22 protein-coding genes are annotated in these 23,565 nt (G+C 66.4%); 6 read left to right on the forward strand and 16 right to left on the reverse strand.

What is annotated here, in order from left to right; genetic code table 11:
* Positions 1 to 129: 129 nt before the first annotated feature.
* Entirely contained in the window at positions 130 to 1,068 is a 939-nt protein-coding gene (locus ACFVUS_RS09425) for an SGNH/GDSL hydrolase family protein (protein ID WP_387763066.1), read from the forward strand.
* Between the two features lie 99 nt (positions 1,069 to 1,167).
* Here the strand turns inward: ACFVUS_RS09425 and ACFVUS_RS09430 are convergent, their stop codons facing one another.
* Entirely contained in the window at positions 1,168 to 2,835 is a 1,668-nt protein-coding gene (locus ACFVUS_RS09430; protein WP_387763068.1) for a bifunctional 3'-5' exonuclease/DNA polymerase, read from the reverse strand.
* 68 nt (positions 2,836 to 2,903) lie between these two features.
* Complete coding sequence (locus ACFVUS_RS09435) at positions 2,904 to 3,572, reverse strand: macro domain-containing protein (protein ID WP_387763071.1); 669 nt, start codon at positions 3,570 to 3,572, stop codon at positions 2,904 to 2,906.
* Positions 3,573 to 3,676: 104 nt separating this feature from the next.
* Here ACFVUS_RS09435 and ACFVUS_RS09440 point away from each other — a divergent pair, with 104 nt between their 5' ends.
* The 3 genes from ACFVUS_RS09440 (at position 3,677) to ACFVUS_RS09450 (ending at position 5,991) form a co-directional block, all read left to right on the forward strand.
* A complete protein-coding gene (locus tag ACFVUS_RS09440) occupies positions 3,677 to 5,266 on the forward strand; it encodes an ADP-ribosyltransferase domain-containing protein (protein ID WP_387763074.1) in 1,590 nt (529 codons plus the stop codon).
* 105 nt (positions 5,267 to 5,371) lie between these two features.
* The gene (locus ACFVUS_RS09445) at positions 5,372 to 5,494 is read left to right on the forward strand and encodes a hypothetical protein (protein ID WP_387763077.1); all 123 of its coding nucleotides are present in this window, start codon (positions 5,372 to 5,374) and stop codon (positions 5,492 to 5,494) included.
* 29 nt (positions 5,495 to 5,523) lie between these two features.
* Positions 5,524 to 5,991, forward strand: coding sequence for a hypothetical protein (locus ACFVUS_RS09450; RefSeq protein ID WP_387763080.1), 468 nt, complete (start codon positions 5,524 to 5,526; stop codon positions 5,989 to 5,991).
* A gap of 24 nt (positions 5,992 to 6,015) precedes the next feature.
* On the opposite strand, the gene ACFVUS_RS09455 is transcribed toward ACFVUS_RS09450, so the two are convergent.
* The 12 genes from ACFVUS_RS09455 to ACFVUS_RS09510 form a co-directional block, all read right to left on the reverse strand.
* A complete protein-coding gene (locus tag ACFVUS_RS09455) occupies positions 6,016 to 6,603 on the reverse strand; it encodes an SRPBCC family protein (RefSeq protein ID WP_387763083.1) in 588 nt (195 codons plus the stop codon).
* Positions 6,604 to 6,664: 61 nt separating this feature from the next.
* Complete coding sequence (locus tag ACFVUS_RS09460) at positions 6,665 to 7,288, reverse strand: hypothetical protein (protein ID WP_387763086.1); 624 nt, start codon at positions 7,286 to 7,288, stop codon at positions 6,665 to 6,667.
* Positions 7,289 to 7,332: 44 nt separating this feature from the next.
* Positions 7,333 to 8,598, reverse strand: coding sequence for an MCE family protein (locus ACFVUS_RS09465; RefSeq protein WP_387763089.1), 1,266 nt, complete (start codon positions 8,596 to 8,598; stop codon positions 7,333 to 7,335).
* Positions 8,595 to 9,677, reverse strand: coding sequence for an MCE family protein (locus ACFVUS_RS09470; RefSeq protein WP_387763092.1), 1,083 nt, complete (start codon positions 9,675 to 9,677; stop codon positions 8,595 to 8,597). Before ACFVUS_RS09470 ends, ACFVUS_RS09465 begins: the two co-directional genes overlap by 4 nt.
* The gene (locus ACFVUS_RS09475) at positions 9,674 to 10,768 is read right to left on the reverse strand and encodes an MCE family protein (RefSeq protein WP_387763095.1); all 1,095 of its coding nucleotides are present in this window, start codon (positions 10,766 to 10,768) and stop codon (positions 9,674 to 9,676) included. Before ACFVUS_RS09475 ends, ACFVUS_RS09470 begins: the two co-directional genes overlap by 4 nt.
* Positions 10,768 to 11,811 (reverse strand): MCE family protein, encoded by a 1,044-nt coding sequence (locus ACFVUS_RS09480; protein WP_387763097.1) that lies wholly within the window; start codon positions 11,809 to 11,811, stop codon positions 10,768 to 10,770. The genes ACFVUS_RS09475 and ACFVUS_RS09480 overlap by 1 nt, the downstream gene beginning before the upstream one ends.
* Positions 11,811 to 12,833 (reverse strand): MlaD family protein, encoded by a 1,023-nt coding sequence (locus ACFVUS_RS09485; protein ID WP_387765467.1) that lies wholly within the window; start codon positions 12,831 to 12,833, stop codon positions 11,811 to 11,813. The genes ACFVUS_RS09480 and ACFVUS_RS09485 overlap by 1 nt, the downstream gene beginning before the upstream one ends.
* Before the next feature lie 5 nt (positions 12,834 to 12,838).
* Positions 12,839 to 14,098, reverse strand: coding sequence for an MlaD family protein (locus tag ACFVUS_RS09490; protein ID WP_387763100.1), 1,260 nt, complete (start codon positions 14,096 to 14,098; stop codon positions 12,839 to 12,841).
* Positions 14,099 to 14,106: 8 nt separating this feature from the next.
* On the reverse strand, positions 14,107 to 14,967 hold the full coding sequence (locus ACFVUS_RS09495; protein ID WP_387763102.1) for an ABC transporter permease: 861 nt from the start codon (positions 14,965 to 14,967) through the stop codon (positions 14,107 to 14,109).
* A 1-nt stretch (position 14,968) separates the two neighbouring features.
* On the reverse strand, positions 14,969 to 15,814 hold the full coding sequence (locus ACFVUS_RS09500) for an MlaE family ABC transporter permease (RefSeq protein ID WP_387763104.1): 846 nt from the start codon (positions 15,812 to 15,814) through the stop codon (positions 14,969 to 14,971).
* Positions 15,811 to 16,026, reverse strand: a complete 216-nt coding sequence (locus tag ACFVUS_RS09505) for a hypothetical protein (RefSeq protein ID WP_387763106.1) — start codon at positions 16,024 to 16,026, stop codon at positions 15,811 to 15,813. Before ACFVUS_RS09505 ends, ACFVUS_RS09500 begins: the two co-directional genes overlap by 4 nt.
* A 13-nt stretch (positions 16,027 to 16,039) precedes the next feature.
* On the reverse strand, positions 16,040 to 17,122 hold the full coding sequence (locus ACFVUS_RS09510; protein WP_387763108.1) for an oxygenase MpaB family protein: 1,083 nt from the start codon (positions 17,120 to 17,122) through the stop codon (positions 16,040 to 16,042).
* A 184-nt stretch (positions 17,123 to 17,306) separates the two neighbouring features.
* Here ACFVUS_RS09510 and ACFVUS_RS09515 point away from each other — a divergent pair, with 184 nt between their 5' ends.
* Together ACFVUS_RS09515 and ACFVUS_RS09520 are read left to right on the forward strand one after the other, a co-directional pair.
* Complete coding sequence (locus ACFVUS_RS09515; protein ID WP_387763111.1) at positions 17,307 to 17,981, forward strand: TetR/AcrR family transcriptional regulator; 675 nt, start codon at positions 17,307 to 17,309, stop codon at positions 17,979 to 17,981.
* A 141-nt stretch (positions 17,982 to 18,122) separates the two neighbouring features.
* Positions 18,123 to 20,027, forward strand: a complete 1,905-nt coding sequence (locus ACFVUS_RS09520; protein ID WP_387763114.1) for a CocE/NonD family hydrolase — start codon at positions 18,123 to 18,125, stop codon at positions 20,025 to 20,027.
* A gap of 261 nt (positions 20,028 to 20,288) precedes the next feature.
* On the opposite strand, the gene ACFVUS_RS09525 is transcribed toward ACFVUS_RS09520, so the two are convergent.
* Complete coding sequence (locus ACFVUS_RS09525) at positions 20,289 to 21,290, reverse strand: SDR family NAD(P)-dependent oxidoreductase (protein WP_387765468.1); 1,002 nt, start codon at positions 21,288 to 21,290, stop codon at positions 20,289 to 20,291.
* Between the two features lie 106 nt (positions 21,291 to 21,396).
* A complete protein-coding gene (locus tag ACFVUS_RS09530) occupies positions 21,397 to 23,457 on the reverse strand; it encodes an AMP-binding protein (RefSeq protein ID WP_387763116.1) in 2,061 nt (686 codons plus the stop codon).
* Between the last annotated feature and the right edge of the window lie 108 nt (positions 23,458 to 23,565).

Below are 23,565 nucleotides of genomic sequence, written 5' to 3' on the forward strand. Positions count from 1 at the left end.
GTTTACTTGGAAATTGACTTAGCGAGTGTCTCCGCCGGAATGCCCGATATGTGCGTCAGGATGACCGTCGATCATCTGCTCCACCTCCCTCGAAGCTGTCCAACTGACCAGTTCGGAGGTTCCGCCGCAGTGAAAACGGTCCACCCCACACGAAACACCCTGCTGGTCTTCGGCGTACTGGCCGCATCCCTGATATCGATTCCGGCGCAGGCGGATACACCTGTCTACCGCGAATATGTGGCCCTCGGCGATTCCTGGACCGCGGCGGTTTTCACCACCCTGCCGCCCGCGATGACGGACGTACCCGCGGACTGCGTCCAATCCACCTCGAACTACCCGCACCAGGTGGCCGCCGCCCTCGGTATCAAGGTATTCCGCGACGCCAGCTGCGCCTCGGCCACCACCACCGATATGACCGGGGAGCAGCAACTCCCGCTGGGCGGTGTCAATCCGCCACAGTTCGACAAGCTCTCCCCCACAACCGATTTGGTGACACTCGGTATCGGCGGGAACGATATCGGGTTTCCGGCGCTCGCCATGAGCTGCCTGCAACCCCTCCCCGCGACCGCGACGGGGGCCGGTGCCGGGGCCGCCAAGGAAACCCCCGCCTGCGCGACGACTCCCGCCGCCGACGATCGCGTCACCGCCAAGATCGACGCCACCGCACCCCTGGTCCAGGCGACCATCACCGGCATCCGCGAGCGCGCGCCCAAGGCGCGAATCCTGCTGGTCGACTATCTCAACGCACTCCCCGTCACGGGAAAGGGTTGCCGCCCCGACCTACCCGCGGCCGATGTCGACATCACCTACCTACGAGACAAATTCGCTCTCATGAACGCCATGCTCGCCCGCGTGGCCAAGGCCGCCGGTATCGAGTTCGTGGACACCTACACCCCGAGCACCGGTCACGACGTCTGCCAACCGGCGGCGACCCGCTTCGTGGAGGGCATCGCCTTCTCCTCGCCGCACAATGCCCCCGGCGTCGCCTACCCGCTGCACCCGAATGCCCTGGGCGCCAACGCCCAGACCGCCGTCGTCCTCGAAAAAATCAGGCGCGCAACCTCGTAGCGAGCCGAACCGCCCCCTACCGCGCCACCTTCGGGATTCGGACGTGATCCGAACCGGATGCAGGCAATTCGAGCTCTCGATGAGCGTTGGGCCCGAATCCTATTTGGCGTCGTGGTAGCACTCGACGATCGCGGTGGTGAACGGGAAGCGGACCGGGATGGGGCCGAAGGCCAAGCGCGCCGCGGTGTCGGCGGCCGCCGAGATCGCGGCGGCCGCCGTTTCGGCGTCTGCGGCCGGACAGTGCACGATCACCTCATCGTGCTGGAAGAACACGAGTTCAGCGGCGGGCGTGGTCCGGGCCAGCTCGGAGCGCAGGGCCGCCAGTAGCAACAGCGTCCAGTCCGCCGCGCTGCCCTGAACGACGAAGTTGCGGGTGAACCGGCCTCGGGCACGAGCTTTCGGGCTCGGACCGTATCGGGTGGACAGTCCCGGATCATCGTCGGACTCGGCCTGCGCCGAGGCGGGCGGGCTGGTGCGGCCCAGCCAGGTCCGCACCAGGCGGCCCTGCTCCCCGGCGGTCGCGGCATCATCGACATAGGCGACCGCGGCCGGATAGCGGCGGCGCAGCTCGGCCATGTGCACCAGCGCGTCGCCGGAGGTCTGGCCGTAGATCGCGCCCAGCATCGCGATTTTGGCCTTGGCGCGATCGCCGTTGAAGGAGCGGGCGGCCAGATCGGCGTAGAGGTCCTCGCCGCGCCCCGCCACCTCCATCAGTCCCGGATCGCGGGAGATGGCGGCCAGTACACGCGGTTCCATCTGGTCGGCGTCGGCGACCACCAACCGCCAGCCCGGATCGGCGCGGATGGCCTTGCGAATGATCTTCGGGATCTGGAGCGCGCCACCGCCATTGGCGGTCCAGCGGCCGGATACCGTGCCGCCGGGCAGATATTCGGGACGGAAGCGGCCGTCGCGGACCCACTGATCGAGCCAGGACCAGCCGTGCGCGGTGTAGAGGCGGTACAGGGATTTGTAGGCGAGCAGGGGCGCGATGGCGGGGTGATCCACCTCCTGCAGCTCCCACTTGCGCGTGGAGGACAGCGGGATACCCACGCGGGCAAAGGCTTTGATGATGTCCTGGGGCAGATCGGGGCGCACCCGCACACCGTCGCCGAAGGCGCGCGACACCTCCTCGGCCAGCTCGACCATCCGCCGCGGTTCGGTACCGCTCGAAATGCGTTCGCCCAGCAGACTATCGAGCAGTTCCCGGTGCACATCGGCGTGCCAGGGAATTCCGGCGCGGGACATCTCGGCGGCCACCAGCATGGCCGCCGACTCCGCCGCGAGCAGCAGGCGCATGCGATCGGGGTGCTCGGCCTGCGCGGTGCGGGCCACCTGGTGGGCGTAAACCTCCAGCAGCGCGGTGAATTCGTCGATTCCGGACGGCAGCGGCACCGGACCGGACTCGAACAGCGACGGCTGGGCATCGGCGGCCCGCAGCGGTGCGTCCGCGGGCACCGGCTGCCGGTGCAGTCGCGCCCACGCCGCCGCCAGCGAACGCGGCTGGCCGGACTGCCCGTGCTCATGACCGATCAGCAGTGCTTCGGCCGCCTCCACGTCATAGCAGCGCTCGACCCGCACCCCGGCGTCGAGCAACTGCCGGTAGATCTCGGCGGTGGATCGCCACACCCACCGCTCCACCTCGGGACGATCCCGCACCGCCGCGGCGAGCGAGGGCTCGCGCAGCACCGGGCCGGCGGAACGACCGTCCGACTCCAGCGGACACAGCAGTGCACCTCCGTCACCCGTTGCCGCCAACGCCCATCGCATGTCCCAGAGTCTCGCATCGAGCACAGACAAGAACGGACAGCCACGAGCGCGGGCGGGCCGGAATCAGCTCAGCGCCTGGTCGCGGGACGCTTGATGCGCACCGGCTTATCGGCGGGCGCGTTCTCGATATCGTCCAGCTGAGCGAGCACGGTCGCGCGCAACTCGTCGTAATCGTCGAAGCTGTGGTCGTTGAACAGGGTGTACCCGGTCCACATCAGGTTGGCGCACACCCGCGCCGGCACCTGACCGGTGTTGGCCCCCATGCCCACCAGCGCGACCGAGGAGATACTGCCCGGGGCGGTTTTGTTCTGCCGGTGGATCGCCTGGAACGCCGCCGCGCAGGCGAGCGCGACATTGAGTGTCTCGCTGACATTCTCGGACGACTCCCGCATGGTCGGCGTGGAGATCAGAAACTTCGGATTGATCGCCCCCGACGACACGCAGACCGCGCTGCCGACCGGCAACCTGCCCTCGAATTCATCGCGGATGGCGCGCTGCACCCGCAATTGGATGCCCGCGCCGAGGTGGCGCTTGATGGCCGCGTCGACCCCGCCGTCCATCAGCCCGCGCGCATTGGTCGGGGTGACCCAGGCGTCGACCCGCTCGTCCAGGATCGACCCCTTGTGGATCTCGATCTCGGGATGGTCGGCGAACGCCGCCAGCCACGCCTGCACAACCTGCGGATTGATATCGGCCAGTACCACCCGCAGCGGCGGCTGCACACGGTTCGAACTCATGAAAACACTCCTGGTGAGATGCGGTCCTGCACTGTCCGGAACGCTACCCGGGCCCACCGACATGCTTTCTGCCAGAGCGATTTTCATGACATATAGTGCCGGGCGTGAGCACGAATGACCCGCTGGCCCTGACCGATCTCTTCCACGGCGGCGGTGAGCCGTGGCTGCCGGTTCTGCGCCCGGTGATCGAGGCGCAGCCGAACGCCGAGACCTTCATCGGCCCCGGCCGGGGTCCGAGCATCGTTCCGGTGCGCGAGTTGACCTTTCAGGCGCTCAAGCCCCATCCACCGCATAAGTGGAAGGTGGTGGTGTTCGGCCAGAACCCGTATCCGCGACCGGAGAGCGCGACCGGAATCGCCATGTTCGACAACGCCTTTCATGATTGGAAGGACAGTCAGTTCGGCCGGGTGATCAGCATTCGCTGCATCATCAAGGCGGCGGCCATGTGGAAATACGGTATTCCCAAGAAGACCCCGATCGCCGATATCCGCGCCCTGCTGCGCGAGCAGGACACCGTGCAGCCGCCGGAGTGGTTCCAGGCCATGCTCACCCAGGGTGTGCTGCTGCTCAATGCCGCTCTCACCGCCAGCAGCGACGGGGCGCTGCCCACCGATCAGCACACCGCGTTCTGGCGTCCGGTGGCCGAGCGCATCATCGAGGAGATCCTGCGCGCCAAGCAGGAGGCAGACGAGGCCGATCGCGGTGTCGTGTTCGCGTGGTGGGGCACGCACGCGCGCAGCCTGAAGAAGATCGTGCTGCAACTACAGCAGAAATATCCCGGCGTCGACGTCCGCCATGTGGATCACGCCAATCCCGCCGCACAGGGCGATATCTTCTGCGACGGTGACCATTTCGCGACGGTGAACGCGGCCCTGGCCGCCACGGGCGCGGATCCCGTCGACTGGCTGCCGAGCACCGGATGGAATACCGGCGAGACGGAAACCGCCGGGGCGGACCGCGATACCGCCGATCGCATGGGCGCGTTCATCGCCTCCACCATGGAATTGCATCAGCTCTATCTGGAACGCCTGGCGAGCGTCAAGGATGAGGGCCTGATCCTGCCCGCGATCACCGGCGTATTCGACACCCCGCTGATGAGTTTCCGCGATGCCATCGCGCCCGTGGCGAAACTGCTGTCCGGATTGGACCGGCACGCGGTGCTGTCGCACGAATTCGGCAAGCGGCGAGCGGATCAGCCCGGTGGTGGCCTGTCCGCCGATGCGATCGCGGCACTGTATCTCTACACCTGCGAGTCGGCGTTCTATCGGGAGATCAATGCCGTCTTGCGGACCGCGGACCGCTCGCGCCTGCTCCCCTATCTGCCCTATCTGCGTCTGCTGTTCGCGGCGGTGGCGGCACTGCCCACCCGCGATGCGCCGCTGTGGCGCGGCGTCGCCCTGGATCTGCGCGCGCAGTATCCGCTGAATCGCACCGTGACCTGGTGGGGTGTGTCGTCCTGCACGTCGAATTCCGGTGTGGCGCGCGCATTCCTGGGTGGTCGCGGCAAACGCACGCTTTTCGAGGTGCGCCCGGCGCGCGCGGTGAGCATTCGGAATTTCTCGGCGTTCACCGAGGAGGAGGAATTCATTCTGCTGCCCGGTACACAGCTCGAGGTGACCGGTGTGCGGTCCGAACGCGGCGGGCTCAGCATTGTGCAATTGACCGAATCGGCGGAGCGGCCGCTCGTGTCCTGACCACTCCGACGCCCGGCTATGACTAGAGTTCGGTGCGGATCATAAAGCTCGACTGTGCCACGCGACAATCTTTCCTATGCCACGCGACAATTGGGAGCGTTGTCCATGTCAGCAACATTATCTTCGGGCTTGGTCGCCCTGGGTTCGGCGGCACTGTCATTGGCGGACACCGTCACCGCCATCGCCGCGAATGTGGTGTTCATTCTGAGCGCCTTCGGCCTGCTGTGAATCGCAATCGGGACAGGACAGGAGCAGCAATGAGGGCTATTCCATGCGTCGCTGCCATCGCCGCGACCGCACTGGCGGCGCCGCTGTTCGGCGCGAGCACGGCCACCGCCGACCCCGCCGATCCGCCGCGGGTGTGCACGGTTCCGGCCGATATCACCGGCAAACACCTGATCACCTACGGCAGCACCGCGGCCGTCCCCGCCGCCCCCATCGGCGATTCGATGACGCTGCTGCGCTTCCCGGCCCCCGGCGCACTGCAGTACATGGTCGTCGGCAGCGGTATCTGGCGCGACGGCACCTATACCGCCACCTCCCCCGAACAGGGGGTCATGGTGATCGACGCGGTGCAACCCACCGAGGCCGAACCGATCACCTATTCCCTCACCCTGAAATGCCGCACCAACGACACCGGCGATTACACCTATTCCGCCCCGGGCGTCCCCGCAGCGAGTACGGACAATGTGGCGGTCTATCGCTTCACCACCGTGCAGCACTGATGCACTCGCGGTGCGGCTTTCAGCTCAGAGTCGACTCTGCAATTGGTCCATGATGATGCGCGCGAATGGGCGGACGAATACGGCCGCCCAGGAGAGCGGAATGAAGGACAGCAGGGCGGGGCGGCCCGCGATCGTCCAGGTCAATTCGGTGCCGCCCTCGGATGTTTCGCGCAGCTGGTAATCGACGGTGTAGAACTTCACCACCGGTGGGACCGAGGTGTGAATGCCGATCACGCTGAGCCGTGCGTTCGGGACGCGGCGGGTGACCTGTTCGGCGGCGGCGAAGAACAGCAGGCCGAGTTTGCGGACGGTGCCCGGGGTGCGGGCGGTGTCCGCGTAGCGCACGCCGTCCATCATCGGAATCCAGGAGAACGCTTCGTTTTCCAGCACCGACCACACCCGATCCGGCGGGGCGGCGAATTGGTTGACGACCGTCATCGTGAAGGTGGGTCGTACTGCCTCGAATTCGGTGAGCACCTGCTCGTCGACGGGTGGGATATCGGATTCGATGAGACGCCGGGCCCGGCGCAGCAGTGCGGCCGGGATGATGACGGCCAGCATCGCGCCGACGGCGACCAGCACCGCCGCAAGCACGATGAGCAGCTGAATCATGAAGTGCGGACTCCTGTTCGGCACGGCCGGAGATACGGGGAAATTGGTCGAGCGGGACGGGTCATTGGGTGCGCAGCAGCGGGGAGGACACCTTGTCGACCAGCCAGCGGTCGCCCGATTTGACCAGGGACAGGGTGATCGCGAGCTGTCCTCGGCGCGGCTGCCCCTGGGTGCCGACACTGGTGACGGATTGATCGATGACGACGACCGCCGCGGCGGTGTTCGCATCACTGGCAGAGATGGCGCAGTCGACGGTGCCGGACTTGGATTTCACCTGACCCTGCACCAGCACGTCTCGCAAATCCTTACTGGTGGAATCGAATTCCCGCTTCCAATCGCCGGTGGCGTGATCCAGGACCGCCGCGAAGTAGGTGTCGAGATGTTCGACGTCGTAGTTGGCCAGGACCGGGCCGTACTCGCAGGCGGTCTTGCGGGCCGCCTCGCGAGCCTCGACCAGGTCTTCGGCGTGCCGACTCCGCACCCACGTGTAGACATCGTGTGCGATCGCCGCACCGGTGAGCACCACCGCGGCGGCAGCGAAAAGTACTGTACGACGGGACAATCGGCGAGTGCGGCGCAGGTCGGCTGACGGCTCACCCGCCGGCACCGCCGCGCCCGGGGCCGGATCGCTCTCGTCCGCGGCGGGGCGAGCCACATCGTCGATCACTTCGTGGGTGTCGTTCACGGGTATCACGTCTCTCAGTGCGGTATCGGTGGGTGCTGCCGTAATCAGTTGGCGGGCAGGGGAACAGACAGTTCATTGCCGGTGACCCCGGGCGGCGGTCCGGAGGTGTTGTCGGGCCCGCCCGGGCGGGGTGCGTCGGCCGATCCGCGGATCTGCTGGCCGGGATCGTCGGTGACGCAGTAGTTGTAAAGCCGGATCGCGCCGTCGCTGACCTTGACCGGCGATACCGGGATGGTCGCGTACTCGCAGGTGGGTCGCGGCCAGATATCCACCATGGTGTGAAAAGCATTGTCGTGCACCGGGATACCCAGCATGGCGGTGCCGGAGCGCAGCGCCGGGAACAGTGCCGCCAGCGCGGGTGTCCGCAGCCGCGCGGCCCTGGTGATCGCGGCGAGATTGGTGACCAGATTCGTCACCGGATCGGTGGTCTCGGCGACCACCCCGCCGAGCGTGGCCAATTGTCCGGGACCCAGTTCGAGCAGTCGGCGCACCTCCTGATCGGCGGCGGTGAACTGCCCGAACAGCACGCCCGCCCCGCCGACGAGGGTGCCGAGATCGGGTTGCGCGTGGCTGGTGGTCTCGGCGATCACCTCGAGCTTCTCGACCAGATTGCGGGTTTGCGGCAGCAGTCCGGTCAGTCCGTTCATGGCCTGACTGATCCCGCTCAGCACGGTGCGCAGCCGGTCCGGCCCACCCGCGAGCGCTTTATCCAGCTCGGCGACAATCACATTCAGCCGTTCGGGGTTCAGTCCGCCGATGAATCCCGCCGTATCGGTGAGGAATTCGTTGATCGTCACCGGTGTGCCGGTGCGATCGGCGGAGATGACCGCGCCATCGGCCAGATAGGGTGGCCCGTCGGTATCGGGCCGGAAGTCCAGATACTGTTCCCCCGCCGCGGACAGCCGCGCCACCACGACCGTCCCGCCGACCGGAATATGCTGCGCCGCATCTATTTCGGCGATGGCGATGACACCGTGTTCGGACAGTTCCGCCGATCGGACGGTGCCCACCCGCACGCCCCGGAAGGTGACGTCGGAGTTCGGCAGCAACCCGCCCGAGGAGGTCAACTCCACCCGCACCGTCATGGTCTCCCGCAACGGATCGATGCGAACCACATCGATCAGCAGGTAGCCGCCACCGACCAGCAGCGTGATCACCAGGCCCACCGCCGCCAGCCCGGCGATATGCCGCCGAGCCCGGTCGGCGGCATCGAGCAGCACTTGCGCGACCACCTCCAGCACCAGGGCCGTCACCCAGCCACCCAGGGCGAACAGCTCGCGCCCGTTGCCCTCGGGGCGTTGCCGGTTCATCGCGCACCGCCCTGCAACCGGTTGATCACCCGGGTCAGCACATCGGCCAGGCTGCCGAGGAACGCGCCCGGATCGGTGCCGTCCGGCAGTCGGCTGCCGTTGGGATCGGTGAGCGCGCCGATGCTCAGGTAGGAAACCGTCGCCGCCACAGCCAGATTGGTCCCCTTCGTCGATGCCAGCACCGAGGGTTGCAGGGCATGCAGCCGATCGAGCGCACCCGCGAGGTTGTCCCCCATCGCGCTGAAACCGTCCATCAGCTGCTGCACGCTGTGGAACAGGCTGACGGTCTCCGCACTGCTGGTGGCGGTGAAATCACCTAGTGCGCCAAGGGTTCCGGTGACTTTGGCGGTGAGATCGGTGATGGCCCGGTTGTTCTCGGTGATGATGGAGATCAGCGGCGGGAAACTGTCCGCGGCCTGCCCCAGTTCGGCCTTGCGCTGATTCAGCGTGGTGCCCAGCGCGTCCATCCCGCGCAGCACACTGTCGAGCTGATCGGTGCGCTGATTCAAGGCCGTCAGCGTCGCGGTGATCTCGGTGAGCAGATGCGACAGCTGCGGCCCGCGCCCGGCCACCATGGAGTCCGCATCGCTGGTGATGCGCGCGACCTGTTCCAGCGCACCACCATTGAGCAGCATCGACAGTGACATCATGAGCTGCTCCACCGATGCGCCCGCCGAGGTGTGGTCGCGGTCGATGACATCGCCGTCGCGCAGCAGCGGCGTCCCGTCCCGATGCTCCGGAAGCGTCACCGCGACATAGATATCGCCGAGCGGGGTCGGCTGCCGCAGTTCGGCGCGCGCGTCCCGCGGCAGCGGGATGTCGTCCCGGATTTCCAATTCCACGGTCGCCAGGAAATTCACGGTGTCGATATGGGTGACGATGCCGATATCGCTGCCGCCGATCTTCACCCGGGCGCGCTCGGGCAGGTTCAGCGCATTGTCGAAGACGGCGCGCACCCGGTAGGTCGGCCCGCCCACACCGGGTTTGGGCAGCGGCATGGAATCCACGGTCACCGCGCACCCGGTCATCGACAGCGTGAGCAGGCTCGCCGCGGCCAGGCGGCGGATGCGGCGGCTCATCGCAGCAGTCCCAGCAGTGCGGCGGTCAGCCCGAAATCCGGTCCGAAATCCCGGAGTTTGCCGGTGCGGCAACCGTCGGATCGCATCTGCAATCGCTCGCAGAACAACGCGAGCAGTTCATTGTCGAGCAGGGTCTTATCGGTGAGCAGATGTAACCGCACGGCATTGGCCTCCGGACTCACCGCGTTCCCCAGGTTGGTGAAGAACAGCGGTCCGACATCGACGATTTCGGTGAGATCGCGGGCGTGGTCCCGCATTTGCGCGGTGATGCCGGTCAGGCGCGCCAGCGCGTCGGTGAGCGGTTGCCGGTTCTCCCCCACCACCGCACTGATATTGGCGACGAAGTCATTGATCTGGCCGAGCACCGCGCCCAGGCCGGGTGCTTGATCGCGCATGAGGGTTACCAATTGGGTGAGCCGGGCGCTGAAATCGCGGACGGTGGAATCATTGTCGGCGATGGTCTGGGTGATCTCGCTGAGCCGGACGATGGCATTGGAGATCTGATCCTTGTTGGCCAGAGTCACCCCGAATGCCCCCGACAGCGCGTCGAGCGTCTCGCGAATGCGATCGCCATTGCCGTTCAGCAGCGGGAACAGCACCCGGCTCGCCATCGGGCCGTCGGTATTGCTGCCCGCCAGCGCCTTTCCGATATCGTCGAACGACCGCAGGATGCGATCGAGTTCGACCGGAGTTCTGGTGCGCGGCAAGGGAATATGCCCGCCGTCCGAGAGCCGCGGACCGCCGGTGTAGGCGGGGGTCAGTTCGATATGCCGGTTGGTGATCAACTGCGGCGACACCAGCGCAGCAATGACTTCCGCGGGCAGTTGGACATCACCGTCGACGACCATATGAACCTCGACGTACCGGCCCTTGGGAATCAGCTCGGTAACCCGGCCCACGGGCAGTCCGAGCACGGACACCTCATTGCCGGCGTACAGGCCCGCGGTGTTCTCGAAATCGGCGGTGAGGGATTTCTCCTTACCCAGCAATCGATCCGGTAGTGAGGTCACCCCGTGTGGCAGGCCGGAGCAGCCCGCGGCGAACAGCAGGACGAGGGCGATAATGGCGAGACGAATAGGCGCGGTGCGCATCAGTGGCACCCCTGCACCGCTGCGGTCGCGCACAGCAGATTGTCCGGGAACACCCACGCCAGATACAGCTCGGAGTACGGCCCGTTGCCGAGGCTGTTGTTGAACTGCCGCAGCGTCACCGGCATGATCTGGAAGAGTTTGTCGAGGTTGTCCCTGTTCTTCTGCAAACCGTCCGACATCGTGTTCAGATCCCGGATCAATGGGGCCAGCCCACCGTTGTTCTCGATTCCCATATCCCGCAGGTTCTTCGAAATGGTCGCGATATTGTCGAGCAGCTGGGTGATCAAGCTCTGCCGGGCGGCGACCGCGTCACCGACGGCTTGGCCGCGGGTGAGCAGCAGCAGGACCGCGCTGCGGTTGTCCGATACCAATTGCGAGACCGAGTCGATATTGCGCAGCAGTTTGCCCACCTCGTCGCCGCGATCGCTGATCACCTTGGCCAGTACGCCGACCGAATCCAGCGCCTGTGCGGTCAGCTGCGGGGAATCACCCAGCTGCCGCGCGACCGCGTCGAGGGAGGCGCGCAACGCATTCGGGTCGACGCGTTCGAGGTGTTCGAACGAATGCGTGTACTCGGGATCGTTCACGACCTTGGCCAGGTTGTACGGCACCTCGGTTCGTGCCAGGGGTATGCGGTCGGTCCCGGGCCCGGTGGTCTTGCCCGCATCCAATTCCACGTGCATGCGGCCCAGAATGGTGGACATCTTGATCGCGGCCTTGGCATCGTCGCCGAGGCGGATATCGCTCTTGATCGACAGTCCGACCACGACCCGGTCACCGGCCACTCGCGCGGATTGGACCGAGCCGATCTCGATGCCGGCGATATCGACGCTGTCGCCGATGCGCAATCCGGCGGCCTGCGCGAATTCCGCTGTGACGGTGTGCCGTCCGATGCCCGCCCGGGTCAGCACGCTCGATGCCACCAGCAGCAGCAGGATCGCCGCACCGGCGGCCACGCCGAGCCACCACTCACGATTGCGGGAATAGCTCGGCACCATGTACCACAGCATTTTCAGGCGCGCGCCGACGTTCACTGCTCTCATTACCGGCATACCTCCGAATGCGCATTGCCGCCGATCTGGCTGATCACCCCGGGCGGGAACAGCACGCCCCAGAGCGAGACATCCAGACTGCAAATGTACGAACCGATGTAGGTGCCGTTGCCGCTGATCCGGGCCAGCCCGGCCAGCAGATAGGGCAGTTCGGCGGCGGTGATGTCGAGCCGGGAACCGTTGGACAGCAGGAGATTCACCCCGGCGGTGGCCGACTGCTGGGCTTGGGCCAGCCCCGGTTTGATCTGGTCGATGAGCTGGGCGAGCCGGGTGGTGGAACCGGCGGCCTGATCGACCGCGCCTTTGAGCGTCTCGCCCTGCGCGTAGAGATCGGACAGCAGTGTGCGCGATTGGGTGATGAGCGTGGCCAATTCGTCGCCGCGATGGGCCAGGCCCTCCACCACACCGCCGAGGTTGGTGATCACCTGGCCGAGGATCTCGTCGCGGTCGCGGAAGGTGCTCGCCAGTGCGGCGGCCTGGGTCACCAAGGCGCTCAACGAGACTCCGTCCCCCTGTAGCGCCTGCACCAGGGTGTTCGACAGTGAATTCACCTGTTCCGGTTGCAGGGTGCTGAACAGCGGCTGGAATCCGGCGAGCACGGTGGAGACGTCGAAGGAGGATTCGGTGCGCTCGTAGGGAATCGAGCTGCCCGGTGCGAGGGGTTGTGCCGCACCGGTTCCCGGGGCGAGCGCCACATAGCGCTGTCCGATCAGATTCTGATAGCGGATCAGCGCCTTGGTGGCGGTGGTGAGATGTTGGCGGGCCTGGACGCGGATCACCACGCGGGCGCGGCGATCGGCGTCGAGTTCGACCGTATCCACCCGCCCCACCCGCACCCCGGCCATGCGCACGTCATCGCCGACTCGCAGGCCGAGCACATTGCCGAATGTCGCCGTATAACTGGCGGTTTCGCCGCTCACCCCGCGTTGCAGGGTGGAGAAGATGGTGTAGGTGGCGATCAGCGCCAGCCCCGCGAACAGGGCCAGGCCCAGCACCGCGGTGCGAAGTTTCATCATGGTCAGCGCCCTCCCGGTCGCGGCGTCGAATCGGTGACGGTGAGCGAGCCGCCGGTCAGGATCGGGCCGAGCAGCATGAGCTGGGCGGCATTGGCGGTGCCGCCGGTCAATGCCGAAATGGCCTGTGCGCCTTGTAATCTGCCGGTCTGAAACGAGGCGGGCCGGGTCGACCCCGAGGGCATCGGCGAGCCGGACCCCGGGTCCGCCGCGGCGGTGCATCGCGGACCCGCCAGTTCGCCATAGCGCGGGCAGTCCCGCGCGGTGTACTGCTGGAACGGGGTGACGCTCAGATCCATCACCCAGCTCATCAGCTTGTTCGGACCCCAGTTGAAGACCGTCGACAATTTGCCCAGTGCCGCATTGAGATTGGCCACCGAGGCGGCGATGGCATCCGGATCGCGGGCGAGCGCGCCGAAGGTCTGATCCAGCCCGCCGACCAGCTCCGGGCCCGCGCCCGGATTGCGGGCGAACAGATCGTTGGTGGCATCGACCGCCCCGCTCGCGGAGCTCAGCAACGCCACCAGATCGGCGCGGTGATCGTTCAGGGTGCGGGCCACGGTCACCGATTCGGTGAGGGTGTCGATCAATTGCGGTGCGGACCTGTTCAGGGCCGACGCCGCCGCGCCGAGATCGCCCAGCAGATCACCGACCCCCGGAATGGCGCGGACCTCGGTGGTCCAGGTGTCCAGGCGTTCGATGGTGGAGCCCGGCATGCGGTAGGCGGGGTCGAGGGCATCGGCGAGCGAGCCGAGCACATGGGCGAGTTTGATCGGATCGATGGCATCGAGCACGGTGCGCAGGGTCGTCAGCGTGGCCTGCAATTGCGTGGTCACGGTGCTGGTGTCCTGTGCGATGGTCGTGCCGTCGCGCAGGCCCTGACCCGACGGGCCGTTGTCGATCAGCTCGACCGCGGTCACCCCGAACAGGTTGTTCGGCACCACACGGGCGGTCACGGTGGACGGGATGGCTTGGGCCAGTTCCGGTTTGATGCGCAGCACCACATCCTGGCGTTGTCCCGCCGCCGCGATGTCCGAGCTCCCGACCTGGCCCACCAGCATGCCGCGGAATTTGACGTCCGCCCGCTGCGGTAGGCCGTCGCCGGTGCTGGTCAGCCGCGCGGTCACATCCACGGTTCCGGCGAAGGCCCCGGTGTAGCGCAGTCCGAGCAGGTACACGGTGACGGTGGTGACCGCGGCGATGAGCAGGCCGATCAGGGCCAGCCAGGGCGCGGACAGACCCCTGCCGCTGGGATCGATGTACACGAAGACTCCTATCCGGAGATCCGGATGCCGGGATCGATGCCCCAAATCGACAGGGACAGGACCAGATTCACGAAGACGATGACGATGATCGAGGCGCGAATGGCCCGCCCGGCGGCCACGCCCACGCCCTCCGGTCCCCCGGCGGCGACGAAGCCGTAGTAGCACTGCACGAATGTCGAGATCAAAGTGAACACAACGACTTTGAGAATCGAGTAGAGCAGGTCCACCGGATTCAGGAACTGGTGGAAGTAGTGGTCGTAAGTGCCGAGCGTGGTACCGCCGAGGAAGATCACCGTGAATCGCGTACTCAGATAAGCGATCGCCAGGCCGATGGTGTACAGCGGCACGATCGCCACCACCGCCGCGACCATGCGGGTGCTGATCAGATACGGCAGCGGCCGGATGGCGATGGACTCGAGCGCGTCGATCTCCTCGGAGATGCGCATCGATCCGAGCTGTGCGGTGAATCGGCAGCCGGCCTGCGCGCCGAACGCCAAAGTGGCCAGTAGCGGGGCCAATTCGCGGGTGGTCGCGAAACCGGAGATCGCGCCGGTGAGCGGGCTCATGGTGAGCAGGTTCAGCGCGGTATGCGATTCCATGCCGACGGTGATGCCGCCGAACCCGCACAGGATCGCCACCACGCCGATGACACCGCCGCCCACCACCAGTGCGCCATTGCCGAAGCTGACATCGGTGATCAGTCGCAGCAGCTCTTTCCGATACTGCTTGAGCGCGAACGGAATCGCGGCGACCGCCTGGAAGAACACCAGCCCCTGATGACCGAGCCGCACCGGCACTGCCGCCGGGGCCGCGGCGACCGCGCGCACGCGCCGCAGCGGGCGCAGCACCGGCGGAACATAATTCGCCATTTCAGATGACCTTCGTCGGAAACAGCGTGTTGTACAGCTGGGTGACGATGATATTGCTGGCGAACAGCACGATCGCGGAGTTGACCACCGCCGAGTTGACCGCGTCGGCGACCCCGGCCGGGCCGCCCCGGGTGTGTAATCCGGTGTCGCAGGCGATGATCGCGGCCAGTGCGCCGAAGATCATCGCCTTGACCATGGCGATGATCAGATCGCTGGCCACCGCGAAGGAGGCGAAGGTGCTGATGTACGCCCCCGGCGTGCCCGCCTGAATGTAGACGTTGAACGCGTAACCCGTTGCGAAGCCCACGAATACGACCAGGCCGCACAGCAGGGTGCTGACCACGACGGCCGCCGCCAGGCGCGGTGCGACCAGCCGCCGGACCGGATCGACCCCCATCACCCGCATAGCGTCGATCTCCTCGCGGATGGTGCGCGATCCCAGATCGGCGCAGATGGCCGAACCGACCGCGCCCGCGATCATCAGCGAGGTGACCAGCGGCGCGCCCTGGCGGATGATGCCCAGGCCGTTCACCGCGCCGATGAAGGTGGTCGCGCCGACCTGGCTGACCAGCGATCCCACCTGGATGGAGACCACCACGGCGATCGGGATGGCCACCAGCAGCGTCGGTGTCGCCGATACGCTCGCCATGAACGCGCACTGTCTGATGAACTCCCGCACCGGGAATCGCCGCCGGACGAGCGAGCCGAACAGCTCCGCGGTCGCTCGTCCGGTCATCAGCACCTGCCTGCCCGCCGTTTCCACCGAGCGCTGCGGATGGTCGCGCCAGTAGTCCAGGCCGAAGGTCAGTACGCGCATGCGCGCGCTCTGCGGCGTGCCGATGGTCATCGCAGCTCGATATTCGAGATCACCAGTGGCGGCCAGGCGATGACCTCGCCGATCGCCGAGAACAGCAGGTCGAATCCGTGCAGATCGTTCAGGTGATCGTGGTGCAGGCCCAGCCAGACCAGTCCGATCACGACGTAGGGAACGCCGAATGCTATTGCCAGATACATGATCTGGCGCAGGCTGATGCGGTAGTTCAGCAGCTCTCTCAACATGACGCGCCCGCGCTCAGGCGATATTGCCGAGAATGGGCTGGGATTCGATGATGCCCTCGTCACCCGGGGGCAGACCGCTGCCGAAGATGCGATTCGCCTGCTTCTCGCGCAGTGCGCGGTGCGCCTGGGCGGGGATGTCATATCCGTAGCGCCGCTGCGCTTCTCGCGGTGTCATCGTCTCCTCGTGCACCGGCGGTATGCCCAGTAATACGGGGGCCGCGACGGCGACCGTCATCGGCGAGATCAGACGCAGCAGCAGAATCTCCAGTCGCGCATTGAGACTCACGATGGTGAACGCGGAACTCAGCAGGGGTACGACGAGCAGGTCAAGCAGCGGATTGGTCGGCAGCCCGGCCATTTTCCGCATCCAGCGCGGCATGGTGGCCAGGGTTCCCCGCCGCAGGAAGGCCGTGACGATATAGAACGCGGGCCGCAGCAGCGGCGGCATGGGCGGCAACATGACATCGGCCCGAAGCAGATGCCGCATCGCCTTTTTCGCGATGTCCGAGCCGAGCAGCTGCGGGCGCATGTGTTCGAAGTAATCCTGGATCCCTTCCCGGGTGCGCGGGACATCCGCCGGATCGCAGGTCTGGAGTTCGGCGGCCCGCGCGCATTCCTCCCAGTACCTGCCCTCCTCCTCCGCGCTCAGGCGGCCGGGGCCGTACTTCTCGTACGCGATGAGCAGCGAATGCCAGGCCGTGAGGTGAATCCACAACTGGGACTTGGGATCATTGGCGTCATAGCGCTGACCGGTGACCGGGCAGGTACCCACGCCCTTGGAGTGAATCTTGACCAGTACGTCCGCGGCCTTGGCGGTGGAGCGGCTGTCGGCGAACATCACCATGGCGAAATAGCGCAGGGTGCGGTCGTATCGGGTGCGCGGGCGATCGTAGATGGCGGCCGTGGCGTCCACGGACGCGACCAGCGCGGGGTCGAGTTCCTCGATGACGACGGCGCGCTGGAAGCCGATCGTGAGGCTGCTCGGATAGCTCCACACCTTCCAGGCGATGGAGTCGGGGCCGAAGAAGCCGTAATCCTCGGCCGGTTCCACCTCCGGCAGTGTGAGCCAGGAACGCAGGGATTCGATCAGTGGCATAGCTGTCCCACCCACTTTCTACTACTGCGTAGATTTCACTACTACGCTTGAGTAGAAAGAGTATTCACGCACGGAAACGCCCGTCAACGGCAGGACTCGCCAATTTCTACGCGACCGTAGCGATGCGGTCAGTCCGGATTGGGGTGCATGCGGGCGAGGCCTCGCACTGAGGGATCATGGCTGGGTGAGCATCGAGAAGAAGTCCGTCGGCGTCTGGCAGATATCGCCGGAGCGCGCGGAGTCGCGGCCGAAGCGGCGCAATGGTCCGCGACTGCCACCGCATCTGCGGCGGGAGCAACTTCTCGACGCGGCGCTGACCGTGGTCGGCGAGGACGGACTCTCCGGGCTCACCATGCAGGCGGTGGCCAAGACCGCCGGCGTCGCGAAACCCGTGCTGTACGCGGTGTTTCCGACGGCCCCCGAATTGGTCGGGGCGCTGCTGCACCGCGAGCACAGTCAGGGCATGACGCAGATCTTCGATGCCATGCCCAAGGATCTGCGCAATTCCAATCCCGATGCCGAGTATCAGGCGGCGGTGATGGCGTTCCTGGCCGCCGTGCGCACGGATCCGGTGCGCTGGCGGCTGATTCTGATGCCGCCCGATGACGCGCCCACCGATTACCGGGGGCTACTCGCCGCGGCGCGGGACCGGCTGGTGGAGCGCTGCGTCGAGTTGCTCGAACTCGGGATCGAATTGCGCGGCGGCCCAAGCGATGCCGATACCGAGCTGGTCGGGCATGTGCTGCTCGGGTTCATCGAGGTGCTGGGGCGGCTGGTGCTGTCCGATCCGGAACGCTTTCCACCGGAGCGGCTCGAATCCACGGTGCGCGCGCTCGCGAACACCCTGCCCAGGGGCTGACGCGACACCGCGGTTGCGCGGGGTCGCGCTGCGGGTCTACCGGTCACGAAAGATCGTCCCAGACAATATTGCCCGAATCCTGGACGAGGGTGTCTAGTCCGCCTTATGGTCGTTGCCAAGACGACGTTTTGGAGGCTCTTCATGTCCAGGTCCGCTGTCTCCGCCAGTTCCGGTATCGCATCGCTGCCACCGGACACGCGCTTCGATATCGGGCCCGCGCGGTTCGCGGCGGTACACACCGACACCACCGTGACGATTCCGATGTCGGACGGGGTGGTGCTGTGCGCCGATCTGGTGCGGCCCGGATACGACCGGAATACGCCTGTGCCGCAGGCATTTCCGGTCGTGGTGAACTTCACGCCGTACAACCGGATGGGGAATCGGTTCGCCGGGCGGATCGCGGGGTGGGCGCAACGGCGCGGTCAGCGAGGCTCCGGGTCGGATCGGCGGCGGTTCACCCGGCGCGATCTCACGCATACGCCCGCCGGGGGTGCGATCGATGTGTGGGCGACCAACCGAACCCTGGTGTCGCGCGGATACATTCAGTTGATCGTCGACGTGCGGGGTACCGGATCGTCCACGGGCGGATGGGATTTCTTCAGTCCGCGCGAGCAGCGGGACTATATCGAGACCCTCGACTGGGTGCGTGCTCAGCCCTGGTGCGATGGACATCTCGCGCTGACGGGCATCTCCTACGGCGGGATCGCGGCCTTGATCGCCGCCGGGCTGCGGCCCGAGGGGCTCGATGCGATCTTCGCCATCGTGGCCGGGGAGGACGCGCCGCGCGAGCTGGGATTGACCGGGGGCGCACTCACACTGGGGATGGGAGCGTGGCTGGCGGCGGTCAACGCGGCGAAATTCCTGCCCTCACCGCGCGGGATGATCCGGAATCGGGTACTGGGGTCATATCTGCGGGATCGGGTGCGCGAGTCCGGCGGGCTCGCACACGCCGCGCAGATCGCGCGGATCGCGGATCATCCGGACGGATTCCTCAATGAGCACTGGGATGAGCGCCTGGCCAGGTTCGAGGAAATCACCTGTGCCACTTGGATTCACGGCGCCTGGCACGATGTCTACAACCGGTCCAATTTCCGGATGTTCGATCGGCTGGCGCTCTCGGACGGGCGCAAACAGGTGCTCGTCGATGACGGCTATCACCTCACCGTGGGAGCCGGATTCGGGGAACCGGGGAATCCGCAATCGCTCGATGAATTGCAGTGTGCGTGGTTCGACAGGTGGTGCAAGGGGATCGAGAACGGGATCGACGGCTACGGCCCGGTCACCGTGCGCCGTCAGGGCGGCGGCGGATGGATCTCGCGCCCGGCGTTTCCCGATGCCACCGCACAGGTGCGGCGACTCTACCTCTCCCCCGAGGTCAGCGGTTCCGCCGCGCACGCGAATGCCGATGCGGCCCTTGGCGATACCCCACCCGACGAACTCACCCGACTACCGCTGCCGACCGCCGAGGCCAGCTGGACCTCCAACAATGTCGCGCTCATGTCCATGGGCGTGACCACCCTGTTGAGCGCCCGCGCGGGCTCGGACGACCGGGGCGCGGAAGCCACCGCGGTCACCTTCACCACCGCACCGCTGGACGCCGACCTGGCACTGTCCGGCCCGTTGAACCTGCGACTACGAGTGGAAGCCGGTGGTACGGACGCCTTCTGGTCCGTCACCGTCACCGATGTCGAACCCGACGGCGCGTCCGCCACCCTCACCCGCGGCTGCCTGCTGTCCTCGCTCCGAGCGATCGACACCGAACGCAGCACCCACATCGACGGCGAGCTGATCTTCCCCCTGCACACCCTGCGCGCCGACACGGTCCTCCCGGTCACCCCCGGCGCACCCTTCGACATAGCTATCGAGATCAACCCCACCGAGGCGGTCCTGCGCGCCGGTCATCGCCTCCGCGTCGCCATCGCCTCCAACGCCCCCGGCCGGCACTGGCTCCGCCCCGCCCTGAAACGAAAGATCAACGGCCAAACCATAATCCTGGACCCCGCCCACCCCAGCCACCTCACCTTCCTGGCAGCCGCCGACCACTGACCGGCAATACGATGGTCATCGGTCCAGCATGGGGAACTTACCTGGACAACGGTGCACAGGTCACCACGGCAACAATCAAGATTGCCCACAAACGAAGAGTTTTCACACCAACTCCTTGTCGACCGTCGACCCCCGAACCTCCCTTTGGCAAATATATAGCTACCGTCACGGGATTCGGTGCCGACACATCGAAGAGCCCGTGCCCTCGTCGCCGATCACACCGGTGACCGGCGACATCGCGTAGGCCTACTACCGAGAAGGTCAGTCGCCCACCGGGACTGACGAGGTGGCGACCTCGACGGGCGCGGGCGTGGGGACCTTGCCGGTCGGACGGCTCACGGGCAGGCCTTCGTGCCGCACGGGCGGCTGGGGGTTGCCGGGTCCGGGGTCGGGGAGCATGCGGTGGAGCTGGCGCAGGCCCTGGCGTGCGAGACCCGGGAACATCGTGTTGAAGAGCAGGGAAAGAGAGCCATGCGGGTTCTCGAGGGTGATCGGGCGGCGCACGATCGCGTTCACCAGCATTTCCACGGCAGCTTCGGCCGACAGGGCGGTGTAGCCGGTGAAGCCCAGGGGCGCGCTCAGTTCGGTCGCGACCAGCGGCAGCCGAACGTCGCTGAAAGCGATTCCGTCAGCGTGGCATTCGACCGCGGCCACGCGCATGACCGCTTCCAGAGCGGCCTTGGAGCCGAGGTAGGCGGAGAAACGGGGGACGTTGGTGATGACGCCGAGGGTGGAGCTGGACACGATGTGGCCGGAGCCGCGGCGGCGCATTTCCGGCAACAACCGCAACATAAGACCGACCGGTCCGAAGTAGTTGATACGCATGGTGCGCTCGAAATCGTGCAGGCGATTTTCGGAACTGGCGATCGAACGCCAGATGGAACGACCCGCGTTGTTCACCAGGATGTCCGGCGCGCCGAACTGGACCAGCACCTCATCGGCGAACTTGTTCACCCCTTCCTCGGTGGACAGATCCGAGGTGACGGCGTACGCCTGCCCGCCCCGGGTCCGGATCTCGGCGACGAGCTGATCCAATTCGCTTGTGCGGCGGGCGGTCACGACGACGATGGCACCCTCGTCCGCGACCCGCAACGCCAGCGCCCGCCCGATACCGCTGGACGCACCGGTGATGAGAACCGTCTTGCCCGCCACCCGGTCGTGCAGGGTGGGACCGAAGGGCCGCGGTAGCGGCCGCGGCACGGTCAAGACATTGACCACCTGCCGGACCAGTTCGTTCTGGAGTCCCGCAATGGCCTTTTTCACGCTGTTCAACGCACTACCTCGTACTTCTCAAACCTCAAATTCCCTGTGCGGGGATCGTATTCGATCATCGGGCAGGAGGCTTGCCAGGCAGTGTCGGGCGACCGGGTCAGTCGGTATACGCGCCGGTCAAGAGGTGTTTGAGAATTTTGCCCGTCTCACCACGTGGTAATTCGGCCACGAACTCGACCGCGCGCGGCACCGAGACGCGGCCCAGTCGCTGCCGGATGAACCGGCGCACACCCTCCGAATCCAGCTCAGCTCCTTCATGTTTCACCACGAACGCGATCAGCCGCTGGCCGAACTCGACATCCGGGACCCCCGCCACCGCCACTTCGCGGACCTGCGGCAACAGCGCCAGCATCTCCTCCACCGGGCGCGGGAAGACGTTCTCACCACCTGAGATAACCATCTCATCGTCACGACCCGCGATGAACAGTCGCCCGGTGGCGTCCAGATATCCCAGATCCCCGGTATCGAGCAGCGTCCCATTCTGTTCGGGCGGAACAGCATTCACATAACCCTCGAACAGCATCTGATTGGCCACGAAGACCCGGCCGATCACGCCCACCGGCACCGGTTTGCGATTGTGGCCGAGCACAGCGACTTTCGTGCCGAACGGCGGTCGCCCGGCGGTCATCGGGGAGATCCGCAGATCCTCCGGCGTGGCGATGGTCGCCCAGGACACCTCGGTGGACCCGTACACGTTGTAGAGCACCTCGCCGAACGCGTCCAGGAAACGCAGCACCGTCGAACCCGCCAGCGGCGCACCGCAACTGGCCACCACCCGCAGGCTGGACAGGTCGTACCGCGCCCGCACCGCGGTGGGCACATCCAGCAATCGCTGCACCATGGTCGGCACCACCAGCACGCTGGTGACCCGATGCCGGGCGATCAGGTCCAGCAGTTCCTCGGCCGAGAATCGTTCCGGCAGCACCACTGTCGCGCGCAGGGCCGCGGCCAATTGCAGCCCGCCCAAGCCCCAGGTGTGGAACAGCGGAGCCGGGATCAGCATGATCTCGTTCATACCGAAGGGAATTCGGGACAGCAGCGCCGCGAGCGCACCGAAACCCCGCGCGTGCGGCCGGCGCGCACCCTTGGGCGCTCCCGAGGTGCCGGAGGTCAGCACCACCAGCCGTCCGGGCTGGGGCGGCCGCCGAAAACCCTGCGCCGCCAACCCGATCAGCTCGTCCACGGTGAGCCGCCGCGCCACCGGCGGCTCACCCGCGGTGGTGACGCGCTGAATGCCCTGGTGCAAATAGTCCACCAGCGGTTCCAGTTCCGCGTCGACGAACAGCTTGATGAGACGATCGCGCTGCACGATCTCCTCCAAGCGCCGCGCCGACAGCCCCGCGTTCAACAGCACCACGTCCACGCCGATCTTCCCGGCCGCGACCATGGTCTCCACCATCCCGGCGTGATTGCGCGCCAGCAAGCCGATCGCATCACCGAACCGCAAACCCAGTGCCGCCATCGCGGCAGCGAGAGCCGTTGTCCGACTGTTGATCTCGGTGAAGGTATGACTGCCCCGCGCGTCCACCAGCGCTACTCGATCCGGGGTCACCGCCGCACCCGCCGCATAGCCCCCGGCCAGATTGAATCCCCAGCGCACCAGTCCGAACAATTGCCGCACCGCGAGATCGGGCCGTTTGGGCGCGACCACCCCGCGGTGCACCATATGCCAGGCCACCCCCAGTTGCCTGCGCGCCGGGGAATCCTCGGCATTGACCGCCACCGAGTTCCGCACACCCCGATTGATATCGGCGGCCCGCTCCAATCCGGTCCGAATCCAGCGCTGCACAGTCGCTTTCGGCAATTGCCCGAGCACCGGATGAATCCGGCCGATGCCGGAACAGCTGACCGTGACCCGGGTGCGCTCGGCATCGCCGACCAATTGCACCCGCACCACGCTGCCGAGCCGTTCGGAGTGCAATTCCAATCCCTCACACCAGCGTCCGGCAATCACCCGCACCTCGATCAGGCCGATTCCGGTATCCGGATCGCCGATGCGGAAGATGACGACCCGATCGCCGTCGATCGTGCCGAGCGGTTCGCATGCGCCGATACCCGGCAGAATGCGCGGATACGCGTGCGGGTCGACGAGCAACGACCACAGCGCATGCCGAGGGGCGACGATATCCACCGAAATATCGAAGTCATCGGTTATCACCGGAGTGCCACTCCCCTGTCCCCCGGAACGACCCTGGTTCCGGCCCTCCCGTTCTAGCGATCCAACCGGTCCGAAATGCCGGAATCGACAAAACTCCGTCGAATCACA

It is taken from the genome of Nocardia sp. NPDC058058, from assembly GCF_042885355.1.
Taxonomy (GTDB): domain Bacteria; phylum Actinomycetota; class Actinomycetes; order Mycobacteriales; family Mycobacteriaceae; genus Nocardia.

Coding starts and splice junctions, on each gene's coding strand:
- ACFVUS_RS09465 (WP_387763089.1), bottom strand. CDS start 8,598: ATGAACCGGCAACGCCCCGAGGGCAACGGGCGCGAGCTGTTCGCCCTG.
- ACFVUS_RS09495 (WP_387763102.1), bottom strand. CDS start 14,967: ATGGCGAATTATGTTCCGCCGGTGCTGCGCCCGCTGCGGCGCGTGCGC.
- ACFVUS_RS09430 (WP_387763068.1), bottom strand. CDS start 2,835: ATGCGATGGGCGTTGGCGGCAACGGGTGACGGAGGTGCACTGCTGTGT.
- ACFVUS_RS09480 (WP_387763097.1), bottom strand. CDS start 11,811: ATGAGAGCAGTGAACGTCGGCGCGCGCCTGAAAATGCTGTGGTACATG.
- ACFVUS_RS09435 (WP_387763071.1), bottom strand. CDS start 3,572: ATGAGTTCGAACCGTGTGCAGCCGCCGCTGCGGGTGGTACTGGCCGAT.
- ACFVUS_RS09485 (WP_387765467.1), bottom strand. CDS start 12,833: ATGAAACTTCGCACCGCGGTGCTGGGCCTGGCCCTGTTCGCGGGGCTG.
- ACFVUS_RS09470 (WP_387763092.1), bottom strand. CDS start 9,677: ATGAGCCGCCGCATCCGCCGCCTGGCCGCGGCGAGCCTGCTCACGCTG.
- ACFVUS_RS09450 (WP_387763080.1), top strand. CDS start 5,524: ATGAGGGCTATTCCATGCGTCGCTGCCATCGCCGCGACCGCACTGGCG.
- ACFVUS_RS09455 (WP_387763083.1), bottom strand. CDS start 6,603: ATGATTCAGCTGCTCATCGTGCTTGCGGCGGTGCTGGTCGCCGTCGGC.
- ACFVUS_RS09510 (WP_387763108.1), bottom strand. CDS start 17,122: ATGCCACTGATCGAATCCCTGCGTTCCTGGCTCACACTGCCGGAGGTG.
- ACFVUS_RS09500 (WP_387763104.1), bottom strand. CDS start 15,814: ATGACCATCGGCACGCCGCAGAGCGCGCGCATGCGCGTACTGACCTTC.
- ACFVUS_RS09475 (WP_387763095.1), bottom strand. CDS start 10,768: ATGCGCACCGCGCCTATTCGTCTCGCCATTATCGCCCTCGTCCTGCTG.
- ACFVUS_RS09445 (WP_387763077.1), top strand. CDS start 5,372: ATGTCAGCAACATTATCTTCGGGCTTGGTCGCCCTGGGTTCGGCGGCA.
- ACFVUS_RS09505 (WP_387763106.1), bottom strand. CDS start 16,026: ATGTTGAGAGAGCTGCTGAACTACCGCATCAGCCTGCGCCAGATCATG.
- ACFVUS_RS09520 (WP_387763114.1), top strand. CDS start 18,123: ATGTCCAGGTCCGCTGTCTCCGCCAGTTCCGGTATCGCATCGCTGCCA.